The sequence below is a fragment of the Nocardia sp. NBC_01503 genome (assembly GCF_036327755.1).
In the GTDB taxonomy this organism is placed as follows: Bacteria; Actinomycetota; Actinomycetes; order Mycobacteriales; family Mycobacteriaceae; genus Nocardia.
The window spans coordinates 3,662,587-3,687,672 of sequence record NZ_CP109596.1 but is presented as its reverse complement, the minus strand read 5'-3'; the positions used below and the strand labels follow the sequence as shown (position 1 = coordinate 3,687,672).

General features: G+C 62.2%; 27 protein-coding genes. 1 reads left to right on the top strand and 26 read right to left on the bottom strand.

The genetic code is table 11. The features are described from left to right. Positions 1 to 79 precede the first annotated feature (79 nt). Positions 80 to 1,129 (bottom strand): sigma-70 family RNA polymerase sigma factor, encoded by a 1,050-nt coding sequence (locus tag OHB26_RS16480; protein WP_330185035.1) that lies wholly within the window; start codon positions 1,127 to 1,129, stop codon positions 80 to 82. Between the two features lie 183 nt (positions 1,130 to 1,312). Between OHB26_RS16480 and OHB26_RS16475 the strand changes: the two genes are divergently transcribed. After that, the gene (locus tag OHB26_RS16475) at positions 1,313 to 2,800 is read left to right on the top strand and encodes an MFS transporter (protein ID WP_330185034.1); all 1,488 of its coding nucleotides are present in this window, start codon (positions 1,313 to 1,315) and stop codon (positions 2,798 to 2,800) included. A gap of 72 nt (positions 2,801 to 2,872) precedes the next feature. Here OHB26_RS16475 and OHB26_RS16470 read toward each other — a convergent pair whose 3' ends face one another. The 25 genes from OHB26_RS16470 to OHB26_RS16350 all read right to left on the bottom strand — a co-directional run bounded on the left by OHB26_RS16470 (position 2,873) and on the right by OHB26_RS16350 (position 25,078). Then, positions 2,873 to 3,250 carry a hypothetical protein gene (locus OHB26_RS16470; RefSeq protein ID WP_330185033.1) on the bottom strand — a complete coding sequence of 126 codons (378 nt, stop codon included), beginning with the start codon at positions 3,248 to 3,250 and terminating at the stop codon, positions 2,873 to 2,875. Positions 3,251 to 3,280: 30 nt separating this feature from the next. Beyond that, positions 3,281 to 4,291, bottom strand: coding sequence for a hypothetical protein (locus OHB26_RS16465; RefSeq protein ID WP_330185032.1), 1,011 nt, complete (start codon positions 4,289 to 4,291; stop codon positions 3,281 to 3,283). A gap of 118 nt (positions 4,292 to 4,409) precedes the next feature. Further along, entirely contained in the window at positions 4,410 to 4,766 is a 357-nt protein-coding gene (locus tag OHB26_RS16460; RefSeq protein ID WP_330185031.1) for a phage tail fiber protein, read from the bottom strand. 45 nt (positions 4,767 to 4,811) lie between these two features. Further along, complete coding sequence (locus OHB26_RS16455) at positions 4,812 to 5,147, bottom strand: LtfC-like domain-containing protein (protein WP_330185030.1); 336 nt, start codon at positions 5,145 to 5,147, stop codon at positions 4,812 to 4,814. Next, a complete protein-coding gene (locus tag OHB26_RS16450; RefSeq protein WP_330185029.1) occupies positions 5,144 to 5,548 on the bottom strand; it encodes a hypothetical protein in 405 nt (134 codons plus the stop codon). The genes OHB26_RS16455 and OHB26_RS16450 overlap by 4 nt, the downstream gene beginning before the upstream one ends. After that, positions 5,548 to 5,844, bottom strand: a complete 297-nt coding sequence (locus OHB26_RS16445; protein ID WP_330185028.1) for a hypothetical protein — start codon at positions 5,842 to 5,844, stop codon at positions 5,548 to 5,550. The genes OHB26_RS16450 and OHB26_RS16445 overlap by 1 nt, the downstream gene beginning before the upstream one ends. A 187-nt stretch (positions 5,845 to 6,031) precedes the next feature. Next, positions 6,032 to 6,892: a glycoside hydrolase family 25 protein gene (locus OHB26_RS16440; protein WP_330185027.1), complete on the bottom strand. Its 861-nt coding sequence runs from the start codon at positions 6,890 to 6,892 to the stop codon at positions 6,032 to 6,034. Between the two features lie 137 nt (positions 6,893 to 7,029). Continuing rightward, the gene (locus tag OHB26_RS16435) at positions 7,030 to 7,782 is read right to left on the bottom strand and encodes a hypothetical protein (protein WP_330185026.1); all 753 of its coding nucleotides are present in this window, start codon (positions 7,780 to 7,782) and stop codon (positions 7,030 to 7,032) included. Between the two features lie 163 nt (positions 7,783 to 7,945). Further along, a complete protein-coding gene (locus OHB26_RS16430; protein WP_330185025.1) occupies positions 7,946 to 8,350 on the bottom strand; it encodes a DUF6301 family protein in 405 nt (134 codons plus the stop codon). A gap of 17 nt (positions 8,351 to 8,367) precedes the next feature. After that, on the bottom strand, positions 8,368 to 8,841 hold the full coding sequence (locus OHB26_RS16425) for a TY-Chap domain-containing protein (protein ID WP_330185024.1): 474 nt from the start codon (positions 8,839 to 8,841) through the stop codon (positions 8,368 to 8,370). Further along, positions 8,838 to 9,329: a DUF6301 family protein gene (locus OHB26_RS16420; protein ID WP_330185023.1), complete on the bottom strand. Its 492-nt coding sequence runs from the start codon at positions 9,327 to 9,329 to the stop codon at positions 8,838 to 8,840. Before OHB26_RS16420 ends, OHB26_RS16425 begins: the two co-directional genes overlap by 4 nt. Positions 9,330 to 9,344: 15 nt before the next feature. Next, positions 9,345 to 9,812: a DUF6301 family protein gene (locus tag OHB26_RS16415; RefSeq protein ID WP_330185022.1), complete on the bottom strand. Its 468-nt coding sequence runs from the start codon at positions 9,810 to 9,812 to the stop codon at positions 9,345 to 9,347. 66 nt (positions 9,813 to 9,878) lie between these two features. Further along, complete coding sequence (locus tag OHB26_RS16410) at positions 9,879 to 10,625, bottom strand: hypothetical protein (RefSeq protein ID WP_330185021.1); 747 nt, start codon at positions 10,623 to 10,625, stop codon at positions 9,879 to 9,881. Between the two features lie 66 nt (positions 10,626 to 10,691). Continuing rightward, positions 10,692 to 11,426, bottom strand: a complete 735-nt coding sequence (locus OHB26_RS16405) for a hypothetical protein (RefSeq protein WP_330185020.1) — start codon at positions 11,424 to 11,426, stop codon at positions 10,692 to 10,694. 33 nt (positions 11,427 to 11,459) lie between these two features. Next, positions 11,460 to 14,102 (bottom strand): hypothetical protein, encoded by a 2,643-nt coding sequence (locus OHB26_RS16400; protein ID WP_330185019.1) that lies wholly within the window; start codon positions 14,100 to 14,102, stop codon positions 11,460 to 11,462. Positions 14,103 to 14,194: 92 nt separating this feature from the next. Continuing rightward, entirely contained in the window at positions 14,195 to 15,550 is a 1,356-nt protein-coding gene (locus OHB26_RS16395) for a DUF7257 domain-containing protein (protein ID WP_330185018.1), read from the bottom strand. Between the two features lie 15 nt (positions 15,551 to 15,565). Beyond that, positions 15,566 to 16,939, bottom strand: coding sequence for a hypothetical protein (locus OHB26_RS16390; RefSeq protein WP_330185017.1), 1,374 nt, complete (start codon positions 16,937 to 16,939; stop codon positions 15,566 to 15,568). A 16-nt stretch (positions 16,940 to 16,955) separates the two neighbouring features. Next, entirely contained in the window at positions 16,956 to 18,314 is a 1,359-nt protein-coding gene (locus tag OHB26_RS16385) for a DUF7257 domain-containing protein (protein ID WP_330185016.1), read from the bottom strand. Next, on the bottom strand, positions 18,298 to 18,744 hold the full coding sequence (locus tag OHB26_RS16380; protein WP_330185015.1) for a phage gene 29 protein family protein: 447 nt from the start codon (positions 18,742 to 18,744) through the stop codon (positions 18,298 to 18,300). The genes OHB26_RS16385 and OHB26_RS16380 overlap by 17 nt, the downstream gene beginning before the upstream one ends. Before the next feature lie 35 nt (positions 18,745 to 18,779). Beyond that, the gene (locus tag OHB26_RS16375; protein WP_330185014.1) at positions 18,780 to 19,163 is read right to left on the bottom strand and encodes a phage gene 29 protein family protein; all 384 of its coding nucleotides are present in this window, start codon (positions 19,161 to 19,163) and stop codon (positions 18,780 to 18,782) included. A 207-nt stretch (positions 19,164 to 19,370) separates the two neighbouring features. After that, positions 19,371 to 19,892, bottom strand: a complete 522-nt coding sequence (locus tag OHB26_RS16370) for a hypothetical protein (RefSeq protein WP_330185013.1) — start codon at positions 19,890 to 19,892, stop codon at positions 19,371 to 19,373. Positions 19,893 to 19,901: 9 nt separating this feature from the next. Further along, positions 19,902 to 20,672 (bottom strand): hypothetical protein, encoded by a 771-nt coding sequence (locus OHB26_RS16365; RefSeq protein WP_330185012.1) that lies wholly within the window; start codon positions 20,670 to 20,672, stop codon positions 19,902 to 19,904. 107 nt (positions 20,673 to 20,779) lie between these two features. Then, positions 20,780 to 23,221 carry a hypothetical protein gene (locus OHB26_RS16360; protein WP_330185011.1) on the bottom strand — a complete coding sequence of 814 codons (2,442 nt, stop codon included), beginning with the start codon at positions 23,219 to 23,221 and terminating at the stop codon, positions 20,780 to 20,782. Between the two features lie 123 nt (positions 23,222 to 23,344). Next, positions 23,345 to 24,487, bottom strand: a complete 1,143-nt coding sequence (locus OHB26_RS16355) for a hypothetical protein (RefSeq protein ID WP_330185010.1) — start codon at positions 24,485 to 24,487, stop codon at positions 23,345 to 23,347. A 102-nt stretch (positions 24,488 to 24,589) separates the two neighbouring features. Continuing rightward, positions 24,590 to 25,078: a DUF6301 family protein gene (locus OHB26_RS16350; protein ID WP_330185009.1), complete on the bottom strand. Its 489-nt coding sequence runs from the start codon at positions 25,076 to 25,078 to the stop codon at positions 24,590 to 24,592. Positions 25,079 to 25,086: the final 8 nt, after the last annotated feature.

Here is a 25,086-nt window from a genome sequence, read left to right as displayed (position 1 = left end):
TTCGGACGCTTACAACAGCAATCCTTTCCGATGGTAACGACCGCGATGGACCGCACCGCCCTATGGCGCGCCGGGTTCGTCAGCTCACCGAAATCGGCAGGTCGAAGGCGGCTAAGTGTTCGGGGCCGATGAACGAGGTGATGTCGGCGATCTTCGAATCGCGCAGGGTGAACACATTGACCGACCAGCCGAGGTACGCGCCCGCGTCCTCGCTCCAGAGATAACCCGCCACTGCGGCCTGGCCATTGGCGGTGATCGGAATATGTTGCCACGCACCACATCCGGACAGCGGTACCTGAACGGCGAAGTCGGTCACGGCCGCGCGGCCCCGATACCAGTGCGACAGCGGCGGCATCGACCAGGTGACATCCTCGGTGAGCAGCGCGACCAGGGTGTCGGCATCGCCGTTTTCGAGTGCGGCGCAGTAGGCGGCGACGATCTCGCGCAACTGCTGATCACCGAGCTGTCGCAGGGTCTGCTGCTGAGTGGATGCGGGCACCTTCTCCGCGACGATTCGGCGGGCTCGCGCCAGCGCGGAGTTCACCGAAGTGGTGCTGGTATCCATGGTGGCGGCGATCTCCGCGACCGAGAACCCGAGCACATCGAAGAGCAGTAGCGCCGCGCGTTGATTGCCCGGAAGATGCTGCAGGGCGGCGATGAATGCGAGTTCGACGGCTTCGCGCTGCTCGTATCGTGCTTGCGGACCGGCCGGGCCGTCGCGCAGCCCCGCATCGGGATATGGGCCCAGCCATGCGATATCGCGCACCGGGGCGCTGTCGAGCACCGCGCGATCACTGGACGGGCCCAAGTCGACCGGCAGCGCCCGCTTACCGCGTGCGCCGACGAGGTCCAGACAGGTTCGAGTGGCCACGGTGTAGAGCCACGAGCGCAATGAGCTGCGGCCCTCGAAGCGCGCGAATCCGCGCCAGGCGCGGAGCAGGGCGTCCTGTAGCGCGTCGTCGGCGTCATGGGTGGAGCCGAGCATTCGGTAGCAGTGCGCATGCAATTCCCGGCGCAACGGCCCGACGAGGCGCGTGAACGCGGCATCGTCCCCGGCGCGCGCCAGATCGGTATCCCGAGCACTCTCCGCGGCGGGGTCCGAGAGCCCGGCGGAAGAAACTTCGCTCACGAGAGACGATTCTGCCCCAAAACCACAGTCCTACCCTCGCCGGACACTCTTCCCCCGGCGCAGGAGGACTCTGATGACATCGACCGGACAGCGCGGCGCACCACCGTGCCTCGACAGCGCCGACCCCAACTGCCTTCACGCGCAGCACTTCTGCCGGATGGTTCGCCCTCGGGCGGTGATCGCATGACCGCGGACAGCACCACCTCGACCGCCGAGAATGCCGATCGTCTGCCCGCGGATCCCCGGCGCTGGCTGGCGCTGGGCGTGCTGTGCGGGCTGCAATTCATGATTCTGCTCGACATCACCGTGGTGAATGTGGCGCTGCCGCGAATCCAGGAGTCGCTGGGCTTCTCCCAGGCCGGGCTGGCGTGGGTGGTGAACGGCTACGTACTGATGTCCGGCGGTTTGCTGCTGCTCGGCGGGCGGCTGGGTGACGTGTTCGGCCGGCGGCGATTGCTGTTGACCGGCGTCGTACTGTTCGCGGTCTCCTCGACCGTCTGCGGTGCGGCGGTCACGCAGGCAATGATGGTCGCGGGCCGGTTCGGCCAGGGCATCGCCGAGGCGCTCGCCGCTCCCGCTTCGCTCGGCATGATCGCGTTGTTGTTCACCGACCCGAAGGAGCGAACGAAGGCCCTGGGCATCTGGGGCGGGCTGGTGGCGCTCGGCGGCACCCTCGGCTACGTCGTCTCCGGTGTGCTGACCGACTTCGCGTCCTGGCGCTGGATCTTCTACATCAATGTGCCGGTGGCCGTACTGGTTCTGATACTGCTGCCCCGACTCGTCGCCGAAAGCCGGATGGTGCGCGAGCAGGGCTCCGGGCTCGATATCGCCGGTGCGGTCACCTCGACGAGCGGACTGTTCGCCATCGTCTACGGGCTGCTGGCGGCGGCCGAACATCCCTGGGGTTCGGCGCGGGTGGTGGTTCCGCTGATCGCCGGGGTCTGCCTGCTGATCGCGATGGTCGGCATCGAGTGTCGCGTGCGAAATCCGCTGATCCCATTGTCGTTCTTCGCCAATCGAACGCGTTCGGTCGTCAATATCACGTCCCTGTTCTTCATGTCGGCGTTCATCTCCTACACCTTCATGCTGACCCTGTTCGAACAGCATGTGCTGGGATACTCACCTCTGGTGAGCGGATTGTCCTGGCTGCCACTGGGTTTCGCCATCGGGATCGGAATCGGCCTGGGCACCGCGGCGACACCCCGGTTCGGTGTCAAAGCCGTGGCCACGGTCGGATTCATCGGGGCGGGCGCGGGACTGCTGCTCCTGAGCGGGATCGACATCGAAACGTCCTACCCCACAGGGATATTGCCGGGCATGATCGTGTTCGGAGTCTTCGCGGGCGCCACCATGCCCGCCGCGACCAACGCCGCCCTGCACGGAGTCACCATCCAGGACTCGGGTCTCGCCTCCGGCGTACAGAACACCATGCAGCAGATCGGCAGTGCCCTTGGCCTCGCCGTTCTGGTAACGCTCGCACTCCGCTACGCCGACAGTCGAATTCAGCAGGGCATCTCGGTCGACGTCGCGACAACCGGCGGCTACGCACTCGCCTTCCGCATCGGGGCGGCGTTGATGGCGCTGGGCGGAGTGCTGATCCTGGCGCTCTTCGAACGCGTCGATCCGACACTCCGCGATCCGACAGCCGAGGCGGTCGCCGAAACACGTTGAACCGCACAACGGCAACGACATGTATCGTCCGCCCGGAGAAGCTCCACGCGGACGATACATGCGCGAATCCGGTCAGCTGACGAAGATCGAGACCATCAGCCCGGCGGTGATCGTCTGGCCGGCGCCGTTCTGGTGCATCAGCACGTCAAGTAAGTCGCCGGGTTGCAGTATCGGTTGTGCACCAACGGGAATCGATAGCGCGCACTCGGAGGAGAGCGTCTCGCCCGCACCGAGGGTGAGGGTTCCCAGATTGGCGATGGGTACACCGCCCTGGATTTGCCGGACCGTGAAGGTGACGTTGTTGGTTGCCGCGCCATTGACCGTCGGATACCCTGCGGGCGCGACGATTTGTAGGTCGGTGACGGTATCGCCGCTGTAGAAGGCCTGCGAGTACACGCCCGCCACAGCCACCTCGTCCGCCCCCGCCGCGGCCTGGGCGGGCAGCGTCACTGTGTAGATCATGGAGTCCTCGCTCGGGAATCAGGTGATTTGCAAGTAGCTGGAAGCGCCACCGTTGATGGTCGACTTCCAGTTCGGGGGGTAGCCCGAGTCGTCCTGAACCTCGACGGTGAATTTGTCGCCGGGCGAGACGGTCACCACGGCGCTGACGTGCGCCGGGCTGGTCGTGGTGGGTGCCGCAGTGGCGATCGGCGTGCCGTTCTGCTTGATCCGGATGCCCAGGGTGTTGTTGATGAAACCCGTGGACGGTGCCCACGAGATACTGGTCGCGACGGTGGCGCCTGCCTTGGTGCCCTGGCCTGCAAGGGCATCCGTGGACACTGATGAGCCTGGAAAGTTCGCGGTATCGGCGGTCCAGCCGGTGACCTGGGTCCAGTTGCCATTGCTGGGTCCGGACTGACTGCCGTTCTTGTTCATCCCTGACGGCGCGAACAGGGTAGCCGCGGCCGCGCCGGTACCACTGAAGTTCGCCAAGACGCCGGTCGTGGCCGACAACGAACCCATGGTGCTGCCCGCCGCATTGACAGTGGGCGGCGGGCCCAACTGTGTGGTCAGCAGACCCGCGCCGCCGAAGGTGGCAAGCAGGGGAGAACTCGCGCTATTCACCGTCACAGCGAGTGCCGCCCTACATCCGAAGGCCGCGTCGGTGGCGGTCGAGGTAGCGTTGGCCCCGAACTGCGCGGGCAGGACTCGAGTGGTGCCCGGGCCGAACGCGAGAGCGTAGCCCAGCGTGCCGGTCGCACCGAACCCGACCGACATCGGCTGTCTGACGGTGACGTCGGCAGCCAGCACACCGGTCGCGCCGGCCTGCGCGGGGAATGTGCTCGAACTCGTGTATGTGGCCGCACCCGTGCCCGCCCCGGCGAAACTCGCGCGAATGAACGGGGGAATGACCAGTACTTTGGTCCCGTCTATGGCGACAAGAGGCGTCATGGGGACGGGCCGGGAGATCGTCGGCGGGCTCGGCGCCGCGACGATGGTGGTGGGCGGCGCGGGCAGCGGTGCCACGATCGCCGCGGATGCAGAGCTCAACTGTGCCTCCGAATGTGGTTCATGCGAGATCGGTTCGGGCGGAGTCGAATACGGCGCGGCGCCGATCACCTCGGGCAATGTGAGATGACCGGCGCCGCGGTCGCGCCACCTGTCGCGATCAGCTGATGGTGAAGCTCGGGGTGACCAGCAGCGCGCTCGGGCTGGACACCTGGGTGGAGGCGATCTGCACGCGGTCGACCATGGTGCCGCCGGTAGCCGCGGTCCACAGACCGGCGTAGGTCCAGGTGCCCGCGGGCACGTTCATGGTGACCTGGTTGCCGGTGGCGGTACCGGTCGTGACGGGGTTCCAGGTGACAGGCTGGCGAGCGTAGCTACCGCCGGTAGCCTCGGTGGCCGGCGTGCCGGTCGGGCCCGGATCGGCGTTGTGGATGGAGAGGAAAAGGCCGGTGCTGCCGTTGAGCTGGGTGTACGCCTTGGCCAGCTGAGTCTGGGTGCTGAGGACGACGAGGGACATGGAACGCTCCTTTGTGGATGTGGGTGAACTGGTTTCGGCGAAGTGCTAGGTGCGGATGACCGCGCCCTCGTACCAGGCGTAGGTGACCGGCTGCGGGGTCGGATAGGTGACGAGCATGGTGTAGCGCGAATTCGCCGGGATGGCGTCGCAAGTGGTGCTGGCGACATTCCAGCTGGCCTGGGTCAGCGTCATCGTCGCGGGCCAACTGCCCAGCGCCGCGCCACCCGGTGCCGTGAGAACGATGGAAACCGTTGTGCCGGTGGGGAAATTCACCCCGCCGGACGGCTGAAGGGTTTGCACGAAGCTGGCACCGGTGGTCAGCTTCAGCGGTTCGATGGTCGGCTGATACCCGAGAAATCCCGGGTCGATGGGTGCTGTCATGAGATTCCTTCGGTCATTGCGTTGTGCTCTACTTCGTCCATCAATTCGCGAGACATGTGCAGATCAGGAATGCGACCAGCGCGCGCGGCTTCTATCACGCCACGCAGCACCCCCAGCGCCTCCCGGAAAAGTCCTGTGACGCGGTTCAATTCGCGAATGGACGCCTCCTGCGCCGCCTCCACCGCATCGAGCCGGAGGGTGACATCGCGCAACTCGCCCGATACGCGTGACAGCGTTGTCAGCGCCATATCGTTGACGTCCTTGGCCGCGGCCACCTCGTAGCGCATCTTCTCGGTGGGCTGGAACTTGCGCGTCCGCATCCAGGCGAACAGTGCGGAAAGGCCGGTGCCACCGAGGAATAGGGCGGCGGTGAGCACCAGATGTAGGTCGGTGAACTCCATCAGGCCGCTCCCGCACCCCACGCACCCGCGAGCTCGGCGGCCTCCGCTTCGAGTACGGGTTCGTTCCGGATGATCCAGACATTCGCGGTGCGGAGGGCCTCCAGGACCGCGACGATGACCGCGCCCACACCCGCCACATCGGCCGGGGCGAACTGGATCAGCGCCGCCGAGACAGCGAGGATATTGATTACGCCGCCGAGTAGCGACACCACAGCCTTCGCATTTCGAGCAACGAATATGCTTGTGGAACTTCGTTTCTCATTGACCGCGCTGTCCTGCGCATCGGTCGGCGCCATGAAACCTCCTCGAAGATAACGTCATACGGCGGACATGGCGCCATGACTTGGATGTATAGCCGCAATTCGCGATCGGTGGCGGGCCTAAAGCGCTCTGCGACAACCGATTTCTCGACTACGCCAATCGTAGCAACGGCTACGCGACCGGCCGGATGAAGTGACCAACAGGCCCTAGCGTAATGAGTTGCTACGCAGCTGTTTTCGGCTGAGCAGGTGCGACGTGCGAAGCCGCGGCGATAGCGGCGATCTCATCGCGCACCATGGCGCACGCGTCGACGAGCGTCACGTTCTGCCCCTGGGCGTTCTTACCCAGCTGCGGCCAGCCGTCGCCGTCCGGGCCACGCAACTGCTCCCAAATCTCCCGCACCTTCTGGTACAGGTCCAACTGTTGCGCATCGGTCAGCGCCATGAGAACTCCCTGATCGGTGGATAGTGTCAGGCCCAGCAGGGCCCGCAACTGGTCGAATGTGCCCGCGAAGGCGTTCGCGTCGACGAGATGCCCTGCGACATAGGCCTTATCGGTGAACTGCAACAGGTCGACGTCCTTGCCGCCGAACCCATTCCAAAATCCGGTGTCATCCCCCGGGTACAGCATCGAGGCAAGCCCCGAGCCGGCAACGTAACTGGACTGGATCAGCCCCGGCACCTTCGACAGGTCCGGACACCCGATCCGCTGCCAGTACCACCGCGGGATATACGAGAGATTGATGGTGCGCCCCAGCGCGTTCACCGCATCGACGAACGCCCAAAACGTATCGATCCCACCGGAATTCTCCTCGAAGTCCACCATCGCCGCCGCATCCCCGAGCCGCGAAACGAACAACTCCGCCTGCGCCTCGATATCGGCATCGGCCCGCAGATAGTGATACCCAGCGACCAGCAGCCCATTGGCGTGCGCCGCCTCGCGATAAGCGGGCCAGGTGTAATCGACAAACCCGTCCCCTTCCGACACCTTGGCGAACACAAACCGGAAGCCCTCCCGAGCCACCGCGGCCAAATCGATATCCGGCCCATTGTTATTCGATATGTCGATACCGAAGATAGTCACGCCGCCTCCGCACGGATCGCACCCGGGTAGAATTCACCGCAAACACGAAATATTCAGTGCGGCACGCGAATTCGCTGACACACCCGAGCGTAGCGACGAATTCACCCCGTCCCGCCGAAGTGACCAACAGTGTCTGTTCAGTCAACCAACCGCGCGCCGGCGTAGTCCGGGAAACGGTCGATCAACGCGGCGTCGAACGCAGCGACCCGGTCGGGGGAATCCCATGCGTCGAACTGATCGCGGCCCCGATACCAGCGCATCAGTGACACGGCTTCCTCGGTACGCCCCCGCAGCAAGGCCACGATCACGACATCCCGCAGTCGCACCGAATCCGGATTCGACTGGTCGAGAGAGCCCGGGGCCGGCGTCGGCGCCAGTGCGAGCAGATCCGTCAAAGTCGCCCGTTGGCTGAACCACTGCCGCACCGGGCCGAGAACACTGTCCATGAACCGGCCGACGCAGTAGTCGACGTCCGATTCGAGCGTGATCCAGATCGTTGCCAGTCCCACGTTCTGCGGATGGTGAAAATGCCCGAACGGCACGCTCTCCAGGCTCGAGGGCACGAGGCTCTCCGCAGCATTCTCCAGCGCCTCGTTCGGCAGCTCGGCACGCACCCGCGCCACCGCATCCGACAGTATCCAAGCCCAGCCCGACAGCCCGACGCTCCCGCTACGACTCCGAAGCAGATGCGCCTGGATCGTCGGCGTCATCTGTGGATCTGCACCCGCACCGCCCGCGAACCAGGCGTTTCGCCAACGCGGATAACGCTTTCCGGGCTGGGACTCCAGCTTGTCTCCAGGTGGATCACATGGCAGAAACCTCTCGGCAGCCAGAGACTCGCTCAGCCGAGTAATGATCAGCTTCATCACCTGATCTGTTGAACTGGTCACGATGACGCTCCCCCTATGCACCCGAGCCATCGGAATTCGGCCATGACTTCACACGGGCGGCCGCATAGCTCGGGAATCGTTGTGCGAGTGCAGCATCGAATCATTCCTGGTAGTCGATGCCGAAGTAGCCATCTGGTCTGACCAGGCGCAAGTGAATCGCCTGCTAGGTCATGGACAGCTCGACCGTCATGTTCGGTATTTCCCATGAGATCGTTGCTGTACGGCCAGGCTCGTATCGGCTGGGATTCCCGAGGATGTTCACGAGGGCGCCGCGCAGCTGACCGATTGCCTCGGCCAGCCACTCTGTCAGACCGGACATTTCGGGGTCGCCCACATCGGTGACGTAGACCGAAATCAGGTTCGTCATGCGCGGGTTGCCGAACACGCTGGCCTTCGGCCGACCAACGCTCAGATTGGTTCGAAGCGACCCATCCCCCGAGGTCTCATGGTTGACGATCTCCCACCCCGCGGTCGCACAGAACTGTTGGAGGCCAATGTGGCTCCAGCTCCAGTCGGGTTCCGTTGCGATGTGCACGATTTCGACCGCGCCTTCGATATCGACTTGCACCGTAGGGATGGTACGACTCACGGGCCGTTGTGTGGCTCACTGGTCGTCGCGATGTTGATCCCGAGCGCCGTCAGGTCGGGAGCCTGGTCGGGCTCACCTGGCCAGCCGGTGAGTGTCAATTCGGCGGGTTCGCTGATGTGCAGCACATCGCGAAGCGCCGTGACGACATGGCCCGAGAGATCCCGGTAGGCAGCAGTTCGAGCGGGCCAGTCGAGGAATCGAGTCCAGTTGTGACCGTGTTGTGGTGTGCCCCAACCCATCAGGTGCAACAGCGTTTCGTCAGCCAAGCTCATGCGATGGTTTTGCTCGAGGTAGTCGTTGCAGACCACCTCACATGCCAACCCGGCATCGGCCATCAGGAACTGCACAAAACGGTTCCCACTGGCTTCGAGTGCGATGCTGGTCCAGGCGGGCAGCCGCGCCAACACCGACGCAAGACGTATCGAGAACGACTGCCATATCTCATCATTCGCGGTCGATCGCACGTTCATTGATGCTCTTCCGGGTTGGCGTCGATCCAGGGGATGACCACCTCATCGATGTAGTCCTCCTCCCGCTGATACTCAGGGCGAACCAAACGAACGAAGACTTCGCTCTCCAATGTGCTCAGGAAGACAACGACTTTCGGCAGATCCCACCGCATCTTCGGCCGCCCTCCCGGTTTACGCCACGTCGGCTGCCCCAAGGTGGCGACCATCCGACCGCCGAGATCGGCGAAGGAGTCCAATACGAGCTCACCGTCATCAGTCTCGACAACCGTGAACGACACATAGTTGATCCGGCCATCGCTGATCAGAAAGCGCGCACCTGGAGTGGCGGCGGACAGATCGGTTGTCAGACTTCCGCCCGACTCGAAACGAGTGGCTACGGTCCAGCCGGTCGCGGCACAAAAGCGGTCGAGGTCGTCGACCGACCACGTCCAGTCCAGACGCGCCGCGATACGGATAACGTCCTGGGCGTGGTCGAGATCAGCCTGCATCGAACCGGCTCCCACTCATTCCTGGTAGTCGATGCCGAAATAGCCATCCGGCCTGACCAGGCTCATATGAATCGCCTGCCAGGTTATGTGCAAGTCGATCGTCATGTTCGGTCGATCCCATGCAACCGTTGCTTTGCGTCCGGGCTCATATCGACACTGCTCGCCAAGGATGTCGGCGAGCGCCGCACGCAACTGGTCGAACGCGTCGGCCAGCCAGTCGCCCAACCCCGGCATATCCGGATCGGCCACATCGGTGACGTAGGTAGAGATGAGATTGGTCTTGCGCGGGTTGCCATACACGTCGGATTCAGGTCGGCCAACTCTCAGATTTGTTCGAAGGGCCGCGTTCCCCGAACCGGATCGGTCGGTGATCTCCCAGCCCGCGATCACACAGAACCTTCCGAGCGCGTCGACGCTCCAGTCCCAGTCGGGTTCTATTGCGATACGCGCGATTTCGACCGCGCCTTCGATACCAACCAGCATGGATGAACGCTGCCCTCGTTTGTGCAGTATCGAAACAGACAGTGCGCCAGCGTAATAGCAAGTTCGTCAGCCGAGCTGCGCGCGCATCCAAGCGGGAATCACATCCGCAGCACGTGGGTAGTCAGCGAGTTCCTGCCGAATATCCACCGCACCGGGCATCGCAAGCCACTCCGGAACGGTGTCCCACGAGAAGCTCGCCTTGTACTGATCCGGCTCCGCGAGACTGATCTGCCCACTCAACCACGCACCCGCACCCTCGCTGGACGTCACATACTTGTACTCACACAGCAAGCCCCACAACGTATCCGACAGTTCAACGTCGGCCAGAGAATCGTCGGCTCGGGGAACCTGTATTCCTCCCGAGCCCTCATGCCCAACCAGCGAAACCCATAACACGGCGAATTTCCACCCCTGCCCCAGAAGTCGAGCAGCCTCATCGACGATCGCTCGCTCGTACACCTCGGGCCCAATCTCCTCCTCCGCCAGAGACTCCCACCGAACGGAAATCCCCTCACGTAGGAGGTTCGCATTGGCTATGCCGATCATCTCGAACACCAACGATGTCGGCTCGGCGACGCTGAACAGCACAATCTCAACGCCTTTAGCCATCGCGATACCGGCATCCTTCGCCATGCGAGCCACATCACCCGACCGCACAGCACCGATGTAAGCGTTCAGCTTTCGTCGGAAATCCTCGTTCAACACCGTGTCCGGGCCACGGGCGTAGTCGCGGTCCTCCGTCATCGCCAAGAGCAGTCGACCGTCCGGAGCCGTCGCAAGGTGGTCGATGCGGTCGTGTTCACGCACTGTCATTCGTCACGCCTGTCCAATCGTTTGGATTAGTCGAGCAATCAGCAAGGACCACAGGAGGTTGGACCACTACTGGCCCGCCCCGCGAGCTTGGGCATACGCGGGATACTGTTGCGCGAGTTCAAGATCGAACGCGACTACTTGCGCCGTGGAGTCCCAGTGGTGGAACTGGTCGCGGGCGAGATACCAGGTCATCAGGGATGCGGCCAAATCCGGCTGGCCGTTCAGCACATTCAGCAGAACCGCACCTCGGAGACGAGGGGGGTCGGGGTTGACCCCGTCGAGTGCATCCAACATGTTGGGCTTGCGCGCGAGGTCGAACAATTTGGCGAGCGAATCACGGTCGCCCAGCCACTCCGCCGCCGGGCCTTGAACATATTGCATGAACTTGCCCACGACGTACTCGACATCCACCTCCGCACCGAGATACAGCTCTCGGAACGGGTCGAACCGATCATCGAAATAACCGAACGGGACCGAGTCGAACTCGGCCCCGGTCAAGGCGCGCGGCGGTAACCGTTCCGCCAGTTCACCCAACGCAGCCGATCCCACCCACGCTTGCCCTTGGATGCCGACGCGCCCCGGCTCACGTGTCAGGCGGGCGCCGATCGCTCCGGACATCCCCCTAATCCCGCTGTCCGGCAAGGTGAACCACAGTCTGCGCAACTGAGGATTGCGGGTTGCCGGCTCCTCCGCAGGTCGACCGTCCAAAGGCTCCGACTCCACGAAACCTGCTGCGACCATCGCTTCTGTCAGTCGCGTGGTTACCAGATTCATCAATTGCATTGTGTAGCTGACACCCACGGCGTCCACCTTTCTCCAGCACGAACTGCATGACTATAGACCGAATGCGTAGCCCCGCGCCCTGCGCGCGTCCGCTAATCCTGCGGATTCCGGGATCGAAATTTGCAAGTTCAACGGCTGACTGACACTCTTCTGTTCAGCCGCTGGTTGAGCCGACGGCTTCAATGCATCGGTGATCAGCGTCGAAATCCTCGCGATTTCATTGGATACGAATCCGATCGGATTCACATCCGAGGCACCAATCAGCTGACTGGCATTGTTCAGCGGAGGATTCACATTGACCGGCCGGTCGAGGACACCGAGTAGGGTATCCAGGGTTTGCTGACTCGGATTCATTGTACGCGCAGCGTCGAGCGCCGCCTGCCTTCCTTGAAAATAGGCCCAGCCATTCAAGTCTCCAGATGTCAGAGACCGAAGCGCCGCTTCGGCATTCAATTCCGAGTAGGCCGTCAGTGCCGAGTTTCGCCACTCCGGAGGGGTGTTGCGGATCATTTCCCCGAAACCAGGATCCTGAGCTGCCTGCCGGAGCAGATCTTTCGTTGGCGCCAGATCCTTGGTCCAACGATTAGTCTCGACACTCACGTCAAAATCTTTCAGATCCTCCGGCTTCATTCTCAACTTCGCCAGCGCGTCTACAAGATTTTGGTTCCCGCCGATATCGAGCGCCTTACCACCAGCCGCATATTCACTGTATCCCAAGAATTGACCCGGCTGATACTCGGCTCCACCGAACTTCGACTCAACCAATATGATTTGCCTGGTACCTGGATCCCACGCTATAAAGTCCGGCTTGAAGTAAAGTTGCGGATCCGTACCGGGTATCGGAATTTTGGCTCGCTCACCCTCGGCAAGAATTCGATATCCTTTCATTCTCAACCTGGCACGAGTAAGTGCATCACCAATGAAACCATTCACCCCGGAAGGGTTGTCATATTTAGCGCCAGATCCATGCCAGTCATTTATGCCATTCTTCTCCTCCATCCCCAGCGGAACCTTGGCACCCCCATCAGGCCTGGTTAGATCCTCCAGCATCTGCTGGTTGAGTTTGGAAGGCCGCGGCAGGCCAGATCCGTCTCCCCCAGTTTTTGCAGGATTTCGTTTTCCAGGGAGTTCTTCGGTGGGAACAGCACCCTTGACGGTTCCTGGCGTAGTGCCGTCATAGTACAGCCGCCCATCTTTCCCCAGATACATGCCATTCGGAACAAGCGTTTCAACTTCCGGGTTCTGCAAGTGCTCGAGAACAGCCTCGATCTGAGCGCTGGTGAGAGCCCGCTCCGCCGGCATTGCGGCAGATCGTTCCGCCATGATGATCCCGGGAATTTTCGCCGGAGGTATGCCTTGCTGGAGCAGTTCGTCGATGCGCATAATCTCGTCGGGCTTCTGCGATGCCCATGGGTCCGGGGAATTCGGATGGGTACCGCCTCGGCGAGGAAAATTGGCGCGCCCACGCGGGCGTGGCCAATAGCCACCGAACAACGAAGGTGGGTTAACCCCTCTCCCCCAGGGGAGGGAACCGTCGACATCGATGCTCCCCGTGTCATCCGGGCGGATCGGGGTATTCCCCCAACCCGGATTCGGACCCGTAGGGCGAGGAGTGCTTCCGCCACCTAGCCCGGAGGGATTGGCCTTCGACGGTGCGAGTCCCGTTGGCGGCGCCTCTGCGGTGGGATCGACTACATCGCCGGGCTTGATAACGACAGGCGGTTCGGCCAGCCCGTTGGGTTTGTACGACTGAAGAACGGTATCGCCGGCGGCGTCTCTGGTGACGATGGCCGTTTCTTCTACGCCGTCCTTGATAATCGTCGCCACAATCCGGCCGGCGATAATTTTCGTACCCTTGACAACCACGCCCGAAAAGGGCAAAGCATTCACAACGACATCGAATACGAGACCGGATTCATCGATAGCCCGGCCTTCGTCCGGTTCCTGAGACCACGGAATGCGGCTGTCACCATTGAAATAGCTGGTGCTGTTGTCCCAGTATTGAAGGGGCTTGCCATCCGGCGCGAAATCTACCTCGTAACGATGAGTCGGCTCCAGCTCATGTGCGTTGGAGCCGCCGATCTTCATCGGGGCCTGAATCGACTTTTGCAGCAGACCGTTCTGAAAATATACGTCTACGTCGTCGAGTATCTTTCCATCCGAATCCTTTAGAATCCACTGCTGAACAACCTGCCCGTTATAATTCGGAGTCGCGTAGATTGTCCAAGTACCGTATGGAGATTCGCGCGTAATTTTTTGTCCGGGCAGCAGACCCAAACTCTCCTGCGATGGCAGGATTCCTCTGAGAGGGTCGATCTTGTCCTCGGTTGCAGAGGTGAAGGAGTGGTCCAGGCCGGGAACGTTTATCGTCTTCTGGTCGCCGTTCAGCCCATTGGCCAGCTTGACCGGACCGTCATTGTGGATCGTTGTCCCGCTGGGTAGGGTTTGGGTCTTCCCTGGCGCGGGCGGTGGGTTGTTGACGATCGCCAAGGTGTCTTCGATGCCGCCGACCGGCGCCGGTTGCTGGGGCTGCGGGTTCGCGGCTTGCTGATACATCTGAAGCAGCGCTTGTTGCTGCTGATCGCTCGTCGGCTTGGATGGCTGTGCGGGAGAGTCGTTTTTGTGGTCGGGTTTGCCCTCGACCCAGTCAACCGCTGTATGGGTGGCATGTTTAACCTTGTCCCAGAGGCCCATTGGAGTTTGCTCGCATATCTTGAATATGGGTATGAGAAGCTAAGGCACCCAGAGGCACTGGGTGCCTTAGGCTTTGAAATATTGGCGGTGGGTCAGTAGCTGATGAAGGCGCCGTCGAAATAGGTGTTGGGGCCGGTGATGGTGGCGTTGACGTTGAGGGAATAGCCCGGGCACACCAGGGATCCGGCAGGGAGGTAGACGGTGAAGATTTCCGCGGCGGCGGTGTTGCCTACGCTGTTGGTCGCGTTGTGGCCATTGCGCAGGATTGCCCAGGGGCCCGCGCTGGTGGGGGCCCACCAGAGGTCGCAGGCAGGACCGTTGATCACCACGGCGGTCAGGTTGTAGGCGATCGAGATGGCGTACCAACCGGCCTTGGTCACTTGGATCTGGCCGCGGCCCTGATCGATGATCGTCACATTGCTCGCGGGGACGCGTTGGGTGTCGAATGTGTTTGCCGGGAACCTGAGTTCACCGCTCGGTGCACCGATCGAGGTGGACAGGCACATCAGGCTCCAGCCGGTGCCGGAGACCGTGGGGGCGGCCAGATCGGCGATGTTCAGGCCCGCGATATTGAAGGAGAAAGACCAACGGATGCCGGTCCAGTAGTACTGGCTGCCGAAGCCGAAGTGCCGGTTCGACGGGCCCACCGGGCTCGCCTTCGCGGGATCGGTCGCCGAGGCGACGGGGGCGCCGTTCACGAGCAACGCGTAGGTGCTGCCGACGCAGTCGAGGGTGACCGTGTCGCCGGTGTGCACCGGCGCCGAAACCGTTGTCCACGGGGTGAAGTGGAAGTTGCCGCCGGTATACGTCCCGTACCCGATCGAAGTCTGGGTGCGGCTGGACACCGACCAGACGAAGCTCGACAGGTCCGCGGCCGCGCGGGCGATCAGGATGGCACCGATGAGGTCGGAACTGCGATCGGAACCCATGACCGCCGATACCGCTTGATCGTCGGTTTTCGATGCGCGAGCGGTGTTTACGGCCAGGACGAAGCCGGTGCCCTCGTCGCCCTGCTGGGCCAGGCCCACCTCACCGTTGGTGATCACCAGGTCGGCGACCGGACCCACCTTGATCGTCAGGTAGTCCGGGCCCAGCGTGTCGCGATCGAAGATGTCACTGAATACGCTGCCGCCACCGTCCTGTGCGCGCTGTCCGGCCAGCAGGCCGCTGATCACGGTCGAGTTGGCGGTCGTGGAGCCCTGCGCGGCGTTCGCGGTCGAATTGGCGTTTCCCGCAGTCGATTGCGCGTTGGTGGCCGCATTCAAAGCGTGCTGCGTGGCGGCGTTCAAACTGCCACTTCCACCGGCCGCGCCGGCGAAGGCGGTCGAAATACTCGAGACCACCGACGCCTGCGCCGATTCGAAGGTGACGGCCTGCAGAGCGGAGATATTGCCGCCCGCGGTGCCGGTGTAAGCGCCTGCGGGAACGGACTTGTCGGGCGAAGTCATTCGAAATCCTCTGTGCTACAGCCAGTTCAGCAGCGCGCCATCGAAACAGGTGAACGGGCCGACCAGCGAATTGGATGTGTTGGTGGACAGGCCCGGTGCGACGAGTGCGCCCTTCGGCAGGTAGACGACGAATGAGCCACTGGTGCAGTAGGAATCGCCGGTGGGGTTGCCATCGCTATCGCTGCTACCGCCGTCACCGACGGCTCCGGCCCGCACCATGCCCCAACTTCCGCCCGGGCTCGGCGCGCTCCACAGTTCGGTGCGCATCGAATAATCGAGAGCCGAGAAGTTGTACGCGATGCTGATGAGATACCAGCCGGCGCGATTCACCTGGACCTGTCCGGCGCCCAGGCTGATGATCGACACATTGTTGGCCTGCCGGACGGTGTCGAACACGCCCGTCAGGCGGGTCATCGCCCCCGCGCCCCTGGCGGCACCGGTGGTGCTGCTCCGAACCAGGCTCCACCCGATGCCGGTGACGGGGGCCGGTTGCTGATCGGCGGCGGTGAAACCGGCGACGGAGAAGGAGAACTTCCCCGAAACGTATGAGCAGCCGAAGCCCACCGAGCGATGGCCGGAGCCGGTCGGAACGGTCCCCGCGCCATCGGAATAGCCGACGACGGGATAGTTGTTCACCAGGACCTGATAGGTGCTGCCGACCGCGGTGAAGGTCACCGTGTCACCGGTGTTGACGGACGTCGCGACCGAGGTCCAGTCGCTGTAGCTGTTGGTGCCATTGGCGCGCGTGCCCGAACCGATATAGATGACGGTCGAGTAGACCCAGGCGTACGCGAACGTGGCCAGTTGCGGGTCCGCGCGAAGGATGATCCCGGTCGCGGAATTGCCGGCATTGTTCGCCGCACCCATCACCACGGACACCGACTGACTGTCGGTCTGTAAAGCAGTGGTATTCAACGCGATAGCGGATCCGGTCCCGGAGTTGCTGCCGTTCGGATCCAGCCGTACCTGGTTGCTCGCGATGATCAGATCCGCGACCTGACCGGATTTGACAGTCGTGTAGTTCGGCCCGAGCGTCGCTCTGGCGAAGTTGTCGGTGAGCGTGGTCCCGGGCGTGGTCGGTGGCGGTGGGGGCGGCAGCAGCGTGGCGATGGACGCGGAGTTGGCCGCCGCGGTGTTCTGCGCGGCCGACCCGGTCGACTGCGCCGTGCCCGAATCGGATCCGGCCGCCTGCGCCGAAGCGGCGGAAACGGCGTTGTCGCCGTTCATATTCTGGCTCGCGGTGGTCACACCCTGATACGACGCGTAGAGATTGGCGACGGTCGACCGTTCGACTCCCGCCCAGGTCACCGTTTGCAGGTTCGCGACGTTGTTCGGCGCCGACGACCCGACATACGCGCCGGAGGGAACCTTTCTGTCGGGTGAGGTCATCGAATGTCCTTAGGGTTCAGTAGCTGAGCAGCGCGCCATCGAAATACGTTGCGGGACCGACGATGTTTGCCCCGCTGGGGAGGAAATAGCCGGGAGCGACCACCGAGCCCGCCTGGAGATAGAGCACGAAGGTCGCGCTCGTGTTCGTGGCGTAGGCCTGGGATGTGAGCGGGCCTTTACGCGCGGCCGTAAGCGCCACGCCCGCACCGGAAGCCATGCATACGTAGGTCCGGAAAGAGCTGATGCCGCGGTCCAGCTGGAACCGCACGGTGACGCCGTACCAACCCGCCTTCTGGATCTGAATGCGGCCCGAACCCTGATCGAGCACGGTGACATTGTTGGAGGTCACCAGGCCGCTGAAAGTGCCCGCGGGGAATACGGTCGGGACATTCACCGCCGGTGCGGCGACACTGCTTTGAGCCGCCATCTGCAACGACCATCCGGTGCCGACGGTCGGTGGCGCTTTCATATCGACGGCGGTCAAGCCCGCGGCGTTGAACGAGTAGTTTCTGCCGAACCATCCTGCGCTGTAGGAGATTCCGAATCCGAAGGAACGGTTGGCGGCGGCGACCGGCGTCAGCTGCTCGGCGTCGTTCCACTGCAGGATCTCCAGGCCGTTCACGAAGAGCGTGTAGGTGGGGCCAATCGCCTCCAGCAGTACGGTGTCGCCCGTATTCACCTGCGCCGCAGCCGATCTGGTTTCGACAATGGCGCTGGACATATCCTTGCGCGTGCCATAGCCCAGCGTGATGCGGCCCGCGGCGACCTTCGCGCAGGCGAAGGTGCGCAGATCCGCTGCCGCGCGGGCGATCAGGAAGGTCTCGGGGCTGCCCTGACCGCCACCACTGCCCATCACGACCGACACCGCCTGATCGTCGGTCTGCGTGACAGTGGCGGCCAGCGCGATCACATTGCCGGAGCCCTGATTTCCCGTACTCGACAGCCCGCATTGCTTGTTGGTGATCACCAGGTTCGCAACCTGGCCGGTGGTGAAGGTGCTGTAACCCGGTTGCAGCGACTGGCGGTCGAAGATATCGGTGAAAACTGTTCCGCCGTAGTTCAACCCCTCCTGCGAGGCGGTCATACTCGCCACCACCGAGGCGTTGGACGCCGTCGTGGTCTGGACATCCACGGCCGTCTGCTGTGCGTTGCCCGCGATCTCCGCGGCGGAGTTCGCCGCACCCAATGCGTTGTGCGCGTTACCCATCAGGCCCGCGTTCGCCATGTTCACATCGGAGAACGAGCCCATCACATTGGCCACGACCGCATCGCGGGCGCCCGCCCAGGTGACGGCCTGGAGGTTGGCGATATTATTGCCCGACGAGGAGGAACCCCCGTACGCGCCCGATGGGACGTGCTTATCGGGGGAGGTCATTCTCGTCCTCGATCACAGTGTCCGCGTTGCCCGCCGAGGCCGTGCTGGAAGGTAATTCGAGCAGATCGACCAAGTGCGCGAGGTCGCCGTTGGCGCGCAGCTGCTCGATCATGCGCGCGCGTTCGTGCGTGGTCAGTTCGGCGATATTCGGTGCGGTCGAATGCGCGGCCCGCGGGGTGCCCTTGGGCAGCCATTCACCGGAGCCGTTGAGCCACTGCCCATGTCCGCGGGCGGGCGGGTGATATTCGTGAACCTGCAAGTCCGGGTAGTGCCGGAATCCCAGCTCCCACAGGTGTTTCGACCACTTCCGCAGCACGTCCGGATGCACCATCAGCGGCGCCCGCCTTTGGCCAGGAAGGCCAACCAGCGCCCACAGGAACGCTTCCTCGGGCTTGTTCGGATCACAGGTCTCGTGCAGGGGAATAGCCATGGAACACTCCGTATTTCGAAGAGGATGAGGGTGGGTCAGTCAGCGTCGGGCCGGTCCACCAGATGCGCCAGATCACCGTGATCACGCAACTGCCGCACCACATGCGCCCGCTCCTCCGCCGTCATCGCGGTGACATCCGGCAGATCCGGCACAACCACCCGATCGGTCCCCTGCGGCAGCCACTGCCCGAGCCCATTGAGCCAATGGTGATGCCCCCGCGCCGGCGGATGATATTCCTTGGTCTGATCCTCCGGCGCATGCCGAAACCCCAAGTCCCACAAATGCTTGGACCACTCTCCCAGCGTCTCCGGATGCACCATCAGCGGCGAATTGCGCGGCCCCGGCAGCCCGATCAACGCCCAGACGAACGCCTCCTCCGGCGTGTCCTGATCACAATGCTCGTGCAGCGGAATAGACATGAAGGATCTCCAGAGGGTGAAGTGAGCAGCCACGAAAACCGGGGCATGACAACGGGATTCGCGCAATTCGCGCCGACATCCAACGTGGGTCGTTTCACGACCCAACCACAACGGAATCGTATCCCGGCAGATATGACAACCGGCCGCTCGCGCCCAACACAACACCCCAATAGCGCTGCGGCCCAGGAGAGTTCCTACAAGAGGGAGTTACAGCCCGGAGTGATCGGGCAACCTCCACCACCAATGACCGTCCGGCAATCCGTCCGGAATCCGCCCTTCGAGCAAGGGCTCTACGTCCGGTGCCCGCTCGCGAAGCCACTCGTCCATCTCCACGACGGATTCGGTGATATCGCGATCCGCGTCGAACAACTCCCCCGCGCCCGGATAGTTCTCGCGGAACAACTGCAACGCCGAGCGGCGCAAACACGGGTCGTACCAGCCGTCGTCGATGGACTTGATCGCTGCGTGCAGCGAGTCGAAGACATACGGGAAGAGTCCCCTGGTATTGGCTGCCACCAGCACAGCGACCTGCCGCCGAAATTCGGACAGCTCCCCACCCGGCCGCTCGAGACTCCCCTCGATCTCCACGAGGCACGCCATACCGCGAGCGAATGCCGCCTCACGCGGCCTGGCTTCTTCGGGACGAGTTTTGTTGAGCTCGAGTGACAGCTGGAAGTTCTCCACAGCCCTACCCATGCGCCGGAGCAACGGCCCGAATCCGGCAGTCATGGCTGAAGCCTACTTTCCGCGGTGGGCGCTGTATTCCGGGAAACGTTCGGACAGCGCCATATCGAATGCTGACGCACGCTCGAACGAGTCTCGCATTCGATAGGTCTTACGTTCCAGGTACCAGCTCATCAGCGCTGCGGCATCGGCGTAATGCCCGGTTACGACGGATAACAGCACCACGCCGCGCAAACGATCGGCACCGGGATTCTCCTGATCCCAGGGTGTCGAATCCAATGGGAGGCGCGCCAGCTCCAAAAGCTTCGCGACCGAGTCGCGGTCCCCGAACCACTCCGTCACCTGTGGGCCGCAGGCCAACTCGACGAACTCACCGACCGCGTGCCAGATATCCGTCGAACTGTCGGTCTTGACAACAAATCCCGGAAACGAGGAACTCGGCCGATCCCGTAACAGGCCGAACTCCGCGGTGTCGATATTTTGGAAGTACTCGTCGCCGGGCGTATCTCCCTCGAGATGAGCCGCCAGCGGCATCCCTCGCCTCATCTCGGCCACAATGTCCGCCGCGATCACCGCGAATCCGTTGATGGCCAGGTTCAGTGCCGGGCCCCTGACACGATGCTTGCCGACGTATGCGACCACCATTGGCCGCGCCGGCGTGATCCCACCTGCGGCAGGCAGGACAAACCACAAAGATCGGGTCCACGAGTCGTCCACCACCCAGGTCGCAGGCGGCTCGAACAACTCGCATCCCCGCGCGACCATCGCCTCGCTCAATACCGAAACGGTCTTGGCCCGCAACCGTTCCAGCTTGTCGGCGGTCAAGGAGTCCGCCTGCATCCGCACATCAGAATCTCACTTCCCACCCCGGATCCGGTTGACCGCAGTCGCTATCGACCTTGCCTCGAACGCCTGCGGTATCACTAATGTAGTTACAGCCGCGCGCTCAGAGCCATGACCTTGCCGGCTTCCCGCTTCTGGTGGCTGATGCCCACCGAGTCACGCACAGCGACATGCACGACGAGCGGTTGATCAGCTCGTTCGGCCCGGTCTCCCGCTCCGCGCAATGGCCCGATCGGGGCGATCGGGAATCTCGGCGTCGTGAACGCGCCCATGGTTTCGCGCAACATTGCCAGTTGAGTGGAGTTGTCCAGCGGCGCAACCTGTTCAGAAGCCCAGGGTGCAGCGGCCCAAACCATACCGCCACGCGCGAACCCACGATTCGGCGCATGCATGGCCTGCCCGGCCTCCAGCGGATCCGTTGACACGGGCGGGATACTCGGCTGCGACCGCGGAACCGTAACCCCGGGTTGCACGGGCCTCACGCTCGGCTGAGATACCCCCGGATTCCCCGTCCTACCGGGATCCGTCACGCCGGGCTGAACTGTACTCGGTTGCACGGGCGCACTATTCGGCTGCGACCGCGGGGTCGTGACGCCAGGCTGCTGTTGTGACTTCGGTGCGGTATCACCGAGGTTCGGTTGCGACGGATGCGTGGTGACACCCGGCTGCTGCTGCGACTTCGGCGGATGGATACCGGGCTGCTGTGGTGACGGCCGTGTTGTCACACCGGGCTGTTGCAGCGACGGATGCGTCGTCACACCGGGCTGCACCGATGAATGCGGCCAGGCATCCGGGGCCGGAGGCGACGTACGTCGATCCTGCGAGTCAAGGCCATGTGTCATATTCGATGCATGCCCACCCTGAGAGGAAAGCCCGTTGACCAAATCTGATTCGTCCTGGTCGAGCAGTCCGCGCAGTTTCGCGTCCGAGCCCCACCTGGGCGGATTCAGTTTGTAATATATCTCCGGATAGTTGACTTGCAACCAGCCCATAGGATCATTCTTACGCATCCAAGCGTCCGGGTCGGTTTCGTAAGGAGGCACCTGTCCGAAGTACTTCTCCCTCTCATAACTCTTGTGATCTTCCTCTTTGGAAGTCTTCCCCCCGTTTTCACGCTCTGCCTCGATAGCGTCGTACCATGCCAAGAGAATGGCTATAGAGTCGGTTAGCGACGCCTGCACATTACCTGGATGAAGTGCCCCGAAAGCCTTCGTAACTTCTTCTTCTGTCGGAAGCGGCTTGCCCTTCGCATCAGTCGACGCCTTAGGCTTGGGATAATCGTTTAAACCAGGCAGGCCGTTGTTGGAGCCGGGAACTGTCTCTGGCAAATTTTTGACCAGATCCTCGAACGCCTTTGTGAGATCGGGGTCGGGCTTGTACGGCGGATGTAATGGCGTAAGTTTGCTTTCATCGACCGGCACAGAGACGGTCGGCTGTGGTTTCTCCGCGACCGGCGGCTGGTTCTTAGGAGCGATCCCTCCTGTATGAGGTTCTTCAACAGGGTTGGGCTGGGGTTTCGATCCGGGTTTAGTGGGTTCCGCGGCAGGTTGTTGATCAACGACATTGGGCTTGTTCTTCGGAGCGGTTCCCTCGGGATGCGGCGCCTCGGCCGTTCCGGGCTGGGTCTGAAGGCCAGGCTTCGCGGGTTCAACACCTAGACCGGATTTCGGAACCTCCTCCGTACCAGGAGCACCCAAAGTGGGATTGTTTGCGTGGTCAGGATCAATCGGACTGACGCCGGCTCGATGCGCATCCGTGTCCACACCCAAACCTGGTTTCGAGGGTTCGGGAGAAGGCGACTTGATGTGCGGATCTTCCAGTAACCCGGTTTCGGGTGCTGATCCGCCGCGGTTCGAGTTCGGCGTCAGCGTCCGACCCCTGCCGTAATCGCTTGACGTGCCGGCAAGCCCGGCCCGCCAGGGCTCGTGACTCTCCGGTGGCCGGTACCGATCAGCGTTCTCCCACGGTCGAGGTTCGCCATCCGAGAGCAGGCCATCGTTTTCGACTGCGTCGCGATCTCCCCACGGCCGATACTGATCTGCGAACTGATGTGCTTCGGACACGGTCGCATTTGGGTGGTCGAGCAGATAAGTCAGCTCAGCCAGTTCATGCTCGAGCAGCTGGAGATCAAGCGGAATCTCACGCCCCTCGATCAATCTCAGCCATGACTCCGCGATGAGCGGATCCGCGTCGAAAGTACCTAGCAGCCCACCGCGTTGAGTGAACAGATGTTCCGTGCGCATCAGATGGTTCTTGATGCGCAACAGTTGCTCGTACGCGAATTGGATTGTCCCGGAACGATTCAGGTTGCCCCATATCCGCTGGACATCGGTGTTCAGATGGTCAGCCCGCCACTCCGCGTACATATCTTCGGCCCACGGCCGCCGGACCTCATCGCGCGTGGAAAGCGTGCCATAACGACCACCGAAGGCACCCTCAACTTTGAACACAAGCTCTTCGTCAGGCCTCCACGTCCTGATCAGTCCAGGTTCGGATGTGTATTTCTCAGCAAAGGGATTGAAATCACGCACGCGGTGCGAAATGAGCGGACTGTCAAGCGGGATCGGTCCTCGCGGATTCCACCCCTTCGGAAGTGTGCCATCCTGTGGCCAGTTCTCCGGCAGCAGCCAGTTGACACGTTGCGATTCGGCCTGCTAGAGAAAACCCCGCCCTTCGGAATCGACCTTGTATATACCGTGCTCAATCGTCGGAAGATCCATACGCCCGTCGAAGCGGCCGGTCGTGATATGGCTGTCGATAGCCGTGCCGAGATTCTCCACCTGACGCACCAGAGTCTTGAACATCTTGGCGCGCTGAGGATCGGACAGTTCATACTCGGCAGCTTTCGCATTCAGTATTCTCGGAAGGTTCTTGTCTCGAGCGGCCTCATCGAGAACATATGGCCCTGATGACTGCCTGGTGTACCAGACTCCCCGCCCACGCCCACCACCGTCCCGGATCCACTTACCACCCAAACTGAATTTATCGCCGCCCTTCGCCTCTAGCGTGACCAGAATCAGCTCACCGTTAATCTCGCGCACACCCCAAACATCGATATGGTCTGCGCCCGCCTTCGCGTCTGCGAACAAAACCTCCACATCGTGGCGTATCAGGAAGTCGCTCGCGCCACGGACACCGCTCTCCTCACTGAGATCATTGATCGCGCTCTTGGCTCTCGGAAGACCAAGGATGGTCTGCCTGAGATCGTCGATTGAATCTTGCCAATCGGGATTATCAGCTTCCAGCCCGGCAAGAGTATCTTCTGCTTTGCTCTCACTGTGTATAAGCGCGGACAAGATAACCTCGGTTGCCGATTTGGCGTTCCGCCAACCTTCTGGGTAGCGATCTCGAATCTCGCTGATCTCGGCTGGAGAGTAGGTCAAGCCATGGTCCGCGAAATCGACCAATTCCTGCTTGGCGAGCTCGAGCAGGATGAGCCCATTTTCGGCATCCGCAATAATCCCGTCACGCTTTCCCAGTGCGACTATCTTGATATCCCTGATCTCCTGCGTAATTTCAGGAAGAAGGCCGACATCTCGCTGTCCATCAACAGGAAAGGCATTGACGTTGAGATTAGAATCAACATTGTCGAGAACCGGGGCCCAATAGCCGCCGGGCCTTCTACGGTCGTAGACTACGCCAGCCAGGAACTTCTGACGACCACCAGGAAAGCGCACCGAAGCTGGCTTGCCACCCATATCCCGGCCATTCAAAATTGTACCCGGGAGAAAATACCATAGACTCTCGTCTTTTTTGTAGCGGACGTTGTCCACAAGCCCGGAGGCATCCTCGGACATGTCAATACCTCAGCCAAGTTAATTGGATAATAGGGAGAAATAGACACAAAAATACCCGGTAGCAAGTTGCGCTACCGGGTCGCTCAGTGGCACTACTGTGGGTTAGAACTCCCAGAAGCGCGGAGCGTGTTCGGGCACATCTTTCAATGCTTGGGTTTCACGGCTCACGATGTTGATACGTAACGCTTTCGGAGTCGAAGCCAGAAAGACGACGGCGCGCGGAAAATCCCAGCCGGACTTGGGTTCCCGATCATAAGAGGTTCGAGACGGTGGACCGAAATCTTCGACAAGCCGGGCTTCGATTTCAACAAATCCATCGACGAGGATCGATCCAGCACTCTCGTCGTCCGCCTCCGCGATATCCGAGACCCATACCGATATCTCCCGAATATCGCCGTCATTGAGATACACAAGCGCCTCAGGACGACTGATATCGAGACCCGTAGCCAAGGTGGCACCCTTCGGACGCCGCTCGGACACGTGCCATCCCATCGCCCGGCAGAAATCCGCCAGTTCGGGGACCGTCCATGTCCAGTCGAGCCTCGCAGCAGTTCGGACAATTTCTACCGCGGCATCGGTCTCGGCGTGCATGCCCGAAT

Excerpts from the sequence above, each read along its gene's own strand:
- OHB26_RS16475 (WP_330185034.1), top strand. The coding sequence starts at position 1,313 with ATGACCGCGGACAGCACCACCTCGACCGCCGAGAATGCCGATCGTCTG.
- OHB26_RS16460 (WP_330185031.1), bottom strand. The coding sequence starts at position 4,766 with ATGTCCCTCGTCGTCCTCAGCACCCAGACTCAGCTGGCCAAGGCGTAC.
- OHB26_RS16455 (WP_330185030.1), bottom strand. The coding sequence starts at position 5,147 with ATGACAGCACCCATCGACCCGGGATTTCTCGGGTATCAGCCGACCATC.
- OHB26_RS16450 (WP_330185029.1), bottom strand. The coding sequence starts at position 5,548 with ATGGAGTTCACCGACCTACATCTGGTGCTCACCGCCGCCCTATTCCTC.
- OHB26_RS16445 (WP_330185028.1), bottom strand. The coding sequence starts at position 5,844 with ATGGCGCCGACCGATGCGCAGGACAGCGCGGTCAATGAGAAACGAAGT.
- OHB26_RS16425 (WP_330185024.1), bottom strand. The coding sequence starts at position 8,841 with ATGAACGTGCGATCGACCGCGAATGATGAGATATGGCAGTCGTTCTCG.
- OHB26_RS16420 (WP_330185023.1), bottom strand. The coding sequence starts at position 9,329 with ATGCAGGCTGATCTCGACCACGCCCAGGACGTTATCCGTATCGCGGCG.
- OHB26_RS16415 (WP_330185022.1), bottom strand. The coding sequence starts at position 9,812 with ATGCTGGTTGGTATCGAAGGCGCGGTCGAAATCGCGCGTATCGCAATA.
- OHB26_RS16410 (WP_330185021.1), bottom strand. The coding sequence starts at position 10,625 with ATGACAGTGCGTGAACACGACCGCATCGACCACCTTGCGACGGCTCCG.
- OHB26_RS16400 (WP_330185019.1), bottom strand. The coding sequence starts at position 14,102 with ATGGGCCTCTGGGACAAGGTTAAACATGCCACCCATACAGCGGTTGAC.
- OHB26_RS16395 (WP_330185018.1), bottom strand. The coding sequence starts at position 15,550 with ATGACTTCGCCCGACAAGTCCGTTCCCGCAGGCGCTTACACCGGCACC.
- OHB26_RS16390 (WP_330185017.1), bottom strand. The coding sequence starts at position 16,939 with ATGACCTCACCCGACAGAAAGGTTCCCTCCGGCGCGTATGTCGGGTCG.
- OHB26_RS16385 (WP_330185016.1), bottom strand. The coding sequence starts at position 18,314 with ATGACCTCCCCCGATAAGCACGTCCCATCGGGCGCGTACGGGGGTTCC.
- OHB26_RS16380 (WP_330185015.1), bottom strand. The coding sequence starts at position 18,744 with ATGGCTATTCCCCTGCACGAGACCTGTGATCCGAACAAGCCCGAGGAA.
- OHB26_RS16375 (WP_330185014.1), bottom strand. The coding sequence starts at position 19,163 with ATGTCTATTCCGCTGCACGAGCATTGTGATCAGGACACGCCGGAGGAG.
- OHB26_RS16370 (WP_330185013.1), bottom strand. The coding sequence starts at position 19,892 with ATGACTGCCGGATTCGGGCCGTTGCTCCGGCGCATGGGTAGGGCTGTG.
- OHB26_RS16355 (WP_330185010.1), bottom strand. The coding sequence starts at position 24,487 with ATGTCCGAGGATGCCTCCGGGCTTGTGGACAACGTCCGCTACAAAAAA.
- OHB26_RS16350 (WP_330185009.1), bottom strand. The coding sequence starts at position 25,078 with ATGCACGCCGAGACCGATGCCGCGGTAGAAATTGTCCGAACTGCTGCG.